Origin of the sequence: Falsiruegeria litorea R37, from assembly GCF_900172225.1 — a bacterium.
Taxonomy (GTDB): Bacteria; Pseudomonadota; Alphaproteobacteria; order Rhodobacterales; family Rhodobacteraceae; genus Falsiruegeria; species Falsiruegeria litorea.
Genome location: NZ_FWFO01000010.1, coordinates 23,139 through 29,488, shown reverse-complemented (window position 1 = coordinate 29,488; position 6,350 = coordinate 23,139). Strand labels below are relative to the sequence as shown.

Annotated in this window: 9 protein-coding genes; all 9 read right to left on the bottom strand. The window is 55.7% G+C overall.

Features of this window, described 5'->3' with window-relative positions:
• Positions 1-125: GDP-mannose 4,6-dehydratase (locus tag TRL7639_RS22630; RefSeq protein WP_133057696.1), on the bottom strand; the 125-nt coding region annotated here is incomplete at its 3' end.
• Positions 126-132: 7 nt separating this feature from the next.
• Complete coding sequence (locus TRL7639_RS22625; RefSeq protein WP_235820497.1) at positions 133-882, bottom strand: glycosyltransferase family 2 protein; 750 nt, start codon at positions 880-882, stop codon at positions 133-135.
• A 70-nt stretch (positions 883-952) separates the two neighbouring features.
• Positions 953-1,489, bottom strand: coding sequence for a WcaF family extracellular polysaccharide biosynthesis acetyltransferase (locus TRL7639_RS22620; protein ID WP_085798188.1), 537 nt, complete (start codon positions 1,487-1,489; stop codon positions 953-955).
• On the bottom strand, positions 1,479-2,606 hold the full coding sequence (locus TRL7639_RS22615; RefSeq protein ID WP_085798187.1) for a glycosyltransferase family protein: 1,128 nt from the start codon (positions 2,604-2,606) through the stop codon (positions 1,479-1,481). The genes TRL7639_RS22620 and TRL7639_RS22615 overlap by 11 nt, the downstream gene beginning before the upstream one ends.
• On the bottom strand, positions 2,603-3,745 hold the full coding sequence (locus TRL7639_RS22610) for an N-acetyl sugar amidotransferase (protein ID WP_085798186.1): 1,143 nt from the start codon (positions 3,743-3,745) through the stop codon (positions 2,603-2,605). The genes TRL7639_RS22615 and TRL7639_RS22610 overlap by 4 nt, the downstream gene beginning before the upstream one ends.
• A 26-nt stretch (positions 3,746-3,771) precedes the next feature.
• Entirely contained in the window at positions 3,772-3,960 is a 189-nt protein-coding gene (locus TRL7639_RS23190) for a hypothetical protein (RefSeq protein ID WP_085798185.1), read from the bottom strand.
• A gap of 84 nt (positions 3,961-4,044) precedes the next feature.
• Entirely contained in the window at positions 4,045-4,782 is a 738-nt protein-coding gene (locus TRL7639_RS22600; protein ID WP_165759899.1) for a HisA/HisF-related TIM barrel protein, read from the bottom strand.
• A gap of 65 nt (positions 4,783-4,847) precedes the next feature.
• Entirely contained in the window at positions 4,848-5,498 is a 651-nt protein-coding gene (hisH, locus tag TRL7639_RS22595) for an imidazole glycerol phosphate synthase subunit HisH (RefSeq protein ID WP_085798183.1), read from the bottom strand.
• 10 nt (positions 5,499-5,508) lie between these two features.
• Positions 5,509-6,339, bottom strand: coding sequence for a sulfotransferase domain-containing protein (locus tag TRL7639_RS22590; RefSeq protein ID WP_165759898.1), 831 nt, complete (start codon positions 6,337-6,339; stop codon positions 5,509-5,511).
• Positions 6,340-6,350 lie beyond the last annotated feature (11 nt).

Sequence of the window (6,350 nt, the reverse complement as noted above, 5' to 3'; positions counted from 1 at the left end):
GCCGTGTTGAACAGCGACGAACGGCGCTTGATGCCGTGCACCTCATAGCCTTTTTCCAGCAGGAACTCTGCCAGATAGGATCCATCCTGTCCGGTCACACCCGTGATAAGCGCCGTCTTTGTCATGTTTTTATTATCCAATAAAAAATTGCGGTATCTTCGAAAAATTCTTGGCTGCCAACGTTCCGACACCTCCTATACCGTTCGTACAGATGGCTCGATAGTCTTCGCGGCTTTTTCTGAAAATTTTGGACAGTGATTTATTGCTTTCGCCACCGACGCGCATTTTGACAAAAACTTTGGGTACATAGGCCAAGCGGATGCTCCCCTTTACAAGAAAGCGCAGCATCGCATCGTAATCTGCTGCGATCTGGTATGAGACGTCATACAGCCCCCAAGTCTCGTAAACCTCACGACGCAGATAAAGCGTCGGATGCGGCGGCATCCAACCGCGCCGGAGCTTCTCCGGTGCGTATGTCCCAGACCGCCACCGGCGAATGATGGTGCTGGTGTCATCGGCCGCGACATAGTCCAGATCCCCGTATACACCGTCTATGTCGGGGTCACGGAAAGCCTCAGCCACCCAAGACAAGACCCTCTGATCGGCAAAGAGGTCATCCGAATGCATAAGCCCAATCACATCACCGGTAGCGCGCTGAATGCCCTTGTTGATCCCGTCATAGATTCCACTATCGGGCGCACTGTCCAACACGAGGCTGTCGCCCACCCTCTCCTCTAAAATTGCGAGTGTTCCATCGGTCGATCCACCATCTTGAATGATGTGTTCGACATTGATGTAGCTCTGTGCGGCAGTGCTATTCAGTGCCTCAGCAATGGTACGGTTTCGATTAAACACTGCGGTGACGACAGAGATTTTCAGCATGCCAAGCCCCCTTTTGGCAAATTCGGCGTCACAATTATTCCGCTGCCAGAGACAAGTGTTTCCGTGCTTTTCATGTTTGTCGTGAGCGCACGGCGCTTGCAGGGTTGCCTGCATATACAGTCCAGCTTTTCAATTCCCCTTTGGCCAATCCGGCCATTGCCAATACGGCACCGTCACCAATTTTAGTTCCCGGTGCGATAATGGATTTCGCACCGACCCAACTATGGTCGTTGAGAACGATCCGGCGGGTTATGAGATCGAAACTCTCCTTGTTCCAATCGTGGCTGCCAGTGCAAAGGTAGGCGCCTTGCGAGATGCAGACATGCGACCCGATGTGGACTTCGGCAAGGTTGTCAATCCAGACGCCTTCGCCGATCCAGGTGTGATCACCCACTGTGAGTCGCCAAGGAAACTTGATCTGCACACTAGGCTTCATCACCACACCTGTACCAATACGAGCCCCAAAGGCGCGCAGAAGCCGCACGCGCCAACCCGAGCCGGGCAACCAGGACGCGACGAAAAGGCCGCTCAGAAGCAACCAAAGCGCTTCGGTCGCGCGAGAGGCACTACGATCAAAGTCCGCCGAGGAAAAGGTATCAAGCCGCATTGGAATGGAGGTCCTGTATGTCTATTTTCGCCACCCGCAGGATATGTGCCAAGTGTTGATCGTAGGTCCGGGCCATAGCATAGGCACGTCGCTCCTCCATGCTCTGGAGGTTGTTGGCCGTGCTTAGGTTCGCCAACACTTGATCCAAAACTTCCGCGAGAGCTGTACTATGCCTATCTGGCAGCATGTGTACCAACGGGTTACCACTATAAGCATCCAGCCAACTCATAACCACGACCTTCCCGGTCGAGAGGTATTCGAGGATCTTGTGCGAATTCAGGGGCCCACCCAATAGTTTGTCAGCGATGAATGGCACCAGCCAGACATCGACACTGGAGGCCTGAGTTAGAATCTGCGCTGGTGCGGTCAGACCAGGTAAAAAGGCGTTGGGCCGTGCCACAATTTGGGTCAACGCGGTGTTGGCTGCATCAGGCGCAGGATGTGGCCCCCAAAAGGTGAACCGCGCCTGTGGGTGGCGTGTCAGCATTATCTCGATGGCATCCCAATCAATCCAGGCCGCGGCCAGATTGCCGACAAAACCGATATGTGGCTGATCGGGATTGGGGGTTCCGAAATCGGTGTTGCGCGCGGCGGTTTCATGCGCGCGACCCAAGCCGTGTCCGACATGGTGATCAGGGTGCACGACCCCGCCCGCATGGGTGGCAAAAGAAGGGTGGAGATAGAACAGGTGATCGGCGTGCTTCGTGCCCATGTTTGGGCTGCTTACATCATCGACCAAGTGAAACAGCGTGGTCTTTGCGCTGAAAGGGCGCAGGTCGCGGAACTGGTAAGCGTTGTCGAAATCCCAAACCAGATCGGGCTTCCCAACTTTTGTCACCAGGCGGCGGGCTTGTCGGCGCATCAACCTGTCAAACAGCCAGCGTGCGCGGAATTTCAGCTTGTAGGGAAAGAACGTCTGATACCGTAATGACGTGATGCCAGGGATATCGGTCGCATGCATTTCGATACGGCCCGCACTGCCCAGGTCGGTGGGCGGGTCGATGAACACAACCCGCCATCCACAGTCGGCCAACGCGATGGCGTAATGGTGTTTGGAGACATGGAAACCCGCCCACGGCTGGGGCGATATGACAAAGGCCAATGGACCAGTGCTCATGGGATAGGCTTCCGACCCAGAAGGGCGTTACGTGTCTTGGACAGTCGGGTGACCCAGGCCATGAAGCGCTTGCGTTGCTCCAGATCGGTGCCGTATTGGGCATGTGGCACCGGGCCTGCGGACAAGATAGCGTCGAATTCTTCGGTCGAGAACCCAAGCTTTTTTCCAACGTAAGCCTTGTCCTCGGCCTGCAGTTCCTCGTCATAGGTGGGTTGCTGCAATTCGCGCAGGGCCTCATCGCGGGTGATCTCGCCGGTCAGGATGAGGTTCGACAGATGCGCGCGCCTTTTGTCGATGTCGAATTTTTGCGGTAGCACATGGCCTTGATAGAACCGCGTAAAGACGGATTCATAATGCTTCCCGCCATAATCACGCCAGCCGAGCTCTTGGATCAGCACCTCTTTGGCGCGTGCTTTGCTGTACTCGACGAGGTTAAGGATGTCGTAGGTCTTGATGCCTTTGACATAAGTGTACCAGATCTGCTGGCGCAGCCCGTAGGTGGTGCTTTTGCGTAGCGGTACATTTCCGAACTGGCGGTGGATGTTGTACAGGTTGACCAGATCCTGCTTACGGTAATTCCAACTGGGTGGCATCAGCCATTCGGTGGCCCAATTGGTGCCGGACAGAATGGCGCGGATGCCATGACGTGCAGCGAGACGATAGAGCGCGCCCTGGATCAATTGGTCAGTGCACACCTCGATGTCCACCACCGACGCCTTGAAGTAGGCGCGTTGCAAGTCGCGGAATTCTTCCCAATCCATGACCAGGGTTTCCAGGTCAAACCCAAGCCGTGTGACGATTTCCTCGATGTTGTTGACAGCGAGCTCTGAGTTCCAACCATTGTCGAAATGCACGACCAGAGGATTGAGGCCCCAATCCTTGGCCAGCCAAGCCATATAAGAGCTGTCTACCCCACCCGAGAGCCCCAGGACACAATCGTAAGTCTTACCTTGGCTCGTTCGTTTGATTTCGGCCAGCGTCTCAGCCAATTGCCGGTCGCGTGTCTCTGTGTCGGGCAAAGTTATCCGAAATGCTTCAAAGTCGTGCACGTAGTTGCTCACCCCGTCCGCATCAAAGACAATGTCGGGATCGGAGGTGTCCATCACGGTCTGTGCGCAGATTTGATAGCGGGTGCCCATGTCTCTGGTAGTTGCAGTTGTTGACATCACACTTGTTCCTTCAGGCCGGGCAATACGGCTACCGGGGTTGCAAAAAGATTGGGCACCGCTTGCCGGCAGATGGAATTCTGCGTGATCCACCCCGAGTCATCCAGCGCGAAGAGCTCCCAGTCGTTTCTATCAAAAAATACCGGGAATGGCAGGAGTGGCACATTTGGGTTGCTCTCGAATTTCATCAATTACGCGAAGCCTCTGGTAAGCGTTTCTTGCGCCCTAAGATCATGATTGGTGATTACCCGCGAATGAGGCTGGCGCTCAATTCAGGAAAAATATGCATCCAATTGCACCTTGCTTGGGTAATTGATCAGCACACCCTGCCCTTTGGCTCGGTAGATGAACATGCTGCCCGCAGCAACGGCTGCACAACCGGCGTCGGTGGCGGCGCGGAAGTGCTCGGGTGCGCCTGCGCCGCCGCAGGCCACCACCGGAAGGGATGTGGCGCGTGCAACTTGAGCGCAAAGGTCAGTGTCGTATCCGCCCCATGTTCCATCATGGGCGATGGCATAGATGATGATTTCGCCGGCGCCGGCATCTGTCACACGGGTAACCACCGTGTCCAGATCATCCTTCATTGGCTTCTTTCCCTGGGCCAGACGCACCTGCTGGCGGCCACGCCAATTACGCCCAACCGGCAAGCAGACGGTAACAGCCTGCCCCCCCCAACGCTTGGCCGCTGTTTCGATCAGGTCTGTGCCCTGTGCAAGTACGCCTGATAAGATCACCTTTTCCACGCCGCAGTCGATTGTGCAGGCGATCTGATCCATCGTGTTCAGCCCACCACCATATGCCACCGGCATGAAAGCTTCTGACGCGATCTCGGCGATGTGGTCGTAAGCTGGCTCGCGCCCATCCGCGCTGGCATCGATGTCGATCAATACCAACTCGTCAACAGCCTTGGTGTTAAAGATACGAACCGCATTGATCGGGTCTCCGATGTAAGTGCGCTTGCCGAATTTCACAGTTTTCACCAGGCGCCCGTTGCGGTCAATCAGCAGCATCGGAATTACACGAACGCGTAGGTTTTGTGCCGGGCGCCCCGGAGTTGGAATCAAAGCCGTACCGGTCATGCGTCTGGGGTCCAGTTTAGAAAGGCCTGTAGAAGTGCCTTGCCATGGGCGTGACTTTTCTCGGGGTGGAACTGGAAGCCCAGGATATTTTCGGCCGCCACGCCGGCCGCGAATTCATAGCCATGATGCGCGCGCAGCACCGCAGCATCCGGGTCGTCGCAGGACAAGTGAAAACTGTGCACGTAATAAAAGCGTGTCTCTTCCGACAGCGTCGCGGCAATTGTTTTCGGCAGGCGACCCTGTGCTACGGCCGGATCGTGCGCCCAGGTCTCAGCCCACCCCATATGCGGCACACGCAGGTCTGGGCCAATGCGGGTGCGATCAAAGGCCACCACGTCGGCATCAACCCAGCCTAGACCGGGGCGATCACCTTCTTCGCTGCCGCGTGCGATCAACTGCGCCCCCAGACAGATGCCTAAGGTTGGCAGATGGTCGTGTAGAACCCGCTCGTTTAGCGGCTCCAGGAAGCCACGGGCTTCGAGTTGTGCCATGCCGTGATCGAAATGGCCCACCCCTGGCAGGATCACCCGTGTCGCCCCCTCCAGCGCAGCTCCGTCCTCGGCAATGCGCGCCTTGGCACCCAACGATTTCAACATGTTCATGACGGACCGAATGTTCCCGGCCCCATAATCAATAACGGCGATCATCTTGGAACCTCTAAATCTGCCACCCGTCGAAGGTCTGCCCGGTCAACCTGCGCAGCGCTGCCACATCCGGGGCAAAGCGTTCGGCGAGACGGTCACGCTCTTCCTGCTCGAGTGTCGCCTTATAACTTCCCGAGAAGAATGCTTTGCGTATAACCGGATGCTTGCCGAGCCACTGGACCGGGCCAGGTGCAATCCTGTGCGCGGCCCTGTACGCCAGACTGCCCCTAACGCGAGGAGGAAGGACGTCCTCGCCATTCAAGTTCGCTTGGAAATCAAAGATCTCCGGATCGTTCACCTGGTCCACGCCCAGAAACTTGAAAATCCTGTTCATCGTCGTCAGGCGGTCAGTTTGGAGGCCATCGGAATCCACCACTAGAATCTGTTCGAGTGGGAAGTATTGTAGGAAAGCTTGAAGTTGATAATGATAAAGCCCAGTCTGGACATAATTGTCTGAAACTTGGCTTAGTGCTTTCATCTCATCAGTCTCTCCGATGTAATTCTCGGCGATATGTGACCGATAGCGCTCAATCGGATCACGCACGAGGTAGATCATCCGCAGGTCTGGTACCAACGCATGTATCCGCTTTGGAGCATCACGGTAAATCTCCAAATGTGCCTTGGAATAGTTTTGAGAAGATTCACCGCGCACGGCCTTTGTTCCATCAAAGTGCGCCTTGTACCAATCCAGCGACCGATCGCTATTGTGGCCTACGAAATAGTTGATTTCCTTTTCTACCGACATGTGGATGTCGGGATGCCGGTTTAGATACTCATGAAGGCTGCTGGTGCCGCACTTCATCGCACCTATGGTAATCAGATTTGGAAGGCAGGTCTGTGTCAACGTGGGCCTCA